This is a genomic window from Streptococcus sp. M334 (assembly GCF_000187745.1).
GTDB lineage: Bacteria > Bacillota > Bacilli > Lactobacillales > Streptococcaceae > Streptococcus.
The window spans coordinates 39,769-41,172 of the sequence record NZ_GL732495.1 but is presented as its reverse complement, the minus strand read 5'-3'; the positions used below and the strand labels follow the sequence as shown (position 1 = coordinate 41,172).

At 34.8% G+C, this 1,404-nt stretch carries 1 protein-coding gene; it reads left to right on the top strand.

The window, feature by feature from the left end:
- Window positions 1-45: 45 nt before the first annotated feature.
- A protein-coding gene (locus HMPREF0851_RS16095; protein WP_156790875.1) for an IS3 family transposase occupies window positions 46-1,394 on the top strand; the annotation gives its coding sequence in 2 pieces (ribosomal slippage) (window positions 46-487 and window positions 487-1,394; 1,350 coding nt in all).
- The last annotated feature ends 10 nt before the right edge of the window (window positions 1,395-1,404 follow it).

The following is a 1,404-nucleotide window of genomic DNA, read 5'->3' as shown; positions in this document are numbered from 1 at the left end:
CCAAAAGTTAGACAGAAAAAATCTAACTTTTGGGGTGTTTTTATTATGAAATTAACTTATGATGATAAAGTTCAGATCTATGAACTTAGAAAACAAGGATATAGCTTAGAGAAGCTTTCAAATAAATTTGGGATAAACAATTCTAATCTTAGGTACATGATTAAATTGATTGATCGTTACGGAATAGAGTTCGTCAAAAAAGGAAAAAATCGTTACTATTCTCCTCGTTTAAAACAAGAAATGATTGATAAAGTCCTACATGAAAATTGGTCTCAAGATAGAGTTTCTCTCGAATATGCTCTCCCAAATCGTGGTATGCTTCCAAATTGGATGGCACAATACAAGAAAAACGGGTATACTATTGTTGAGAAAACAAAAGGGAGACCATCTAAAATGGGACGTAAACCAAAGAAGAAACCCGAAGAGAGGACAGAGTTAGAACGCCTTCAAGCAGAAAATGAGTACCTGAGAGCAGAGAATGCCATCCTAAAAAAGTTGAGAGAACTCCGATTGAAGGAGAAAAAAGAGAAAGAAGAAAGACAGAAATTGTTCAAGAATTAATGACTGAGTTTTCGTTAGATATTCTTCTAAAAGCCATTAAACTAGCTCGTTCGACCTACTACTATCATTTGAAACAGCTAGACAAACCAGATAAGGATCAAAAGCTTAAAACTGAAATTCAAGCTATTTTTACCGAACACAAAGGAAATTACGGATATCGTCGGATTCATTTAGAATTAAGAAATCGTGGTTATGTGGTCAATCATAAAAGAGTTCAACGCTTGATGAAAGTGCTCAATTTACAAGCTAGAATCCGCAAGAAACGCAAGTATTCTTCTCATAAAGGAGATGTTGGCAAGAAAGCAGACAACCTTATTCAACGCCAATTTGAAGCAGCTAAACCAATGGAAAAGTGCTATACGGACGTGACAGAATTTACCATTCCAGCAAGTACTCAAAAGCTTTACTTATCACCAGTTTTAGATGGCTTTAATAGCGAAATTATCGCTTATAATCTTTCTTGTTCGCCTAATTTAGAACAAGTAAAAACGATGTTGGAACAGGCATTTACAGAGAAATACTATGAAAATACCATTTTACACAGCGACCAAGGTTGGCAATACCAACACGATTTTTATCATCGATTCCTAGAGAGTAAGGGAATTCAGCCATCTATGTCACGTAAAGGTAACAGCCCAGACAATGGCATGATGGAATCCTTCTTTGGAATTTTAAAATCCGAAATGTTTTATGGTTACGAGAAGACGTTTAAATCACTTAATCAATTGGAACAAGCCATTGTAGACTATATTGATTACTACAACAATAAACGAATTAAGGTAAAACTAAAAGGACTTAGCCCTGTGCAATACAGAACTAAATCCTTCGGATAAATTAATTGTC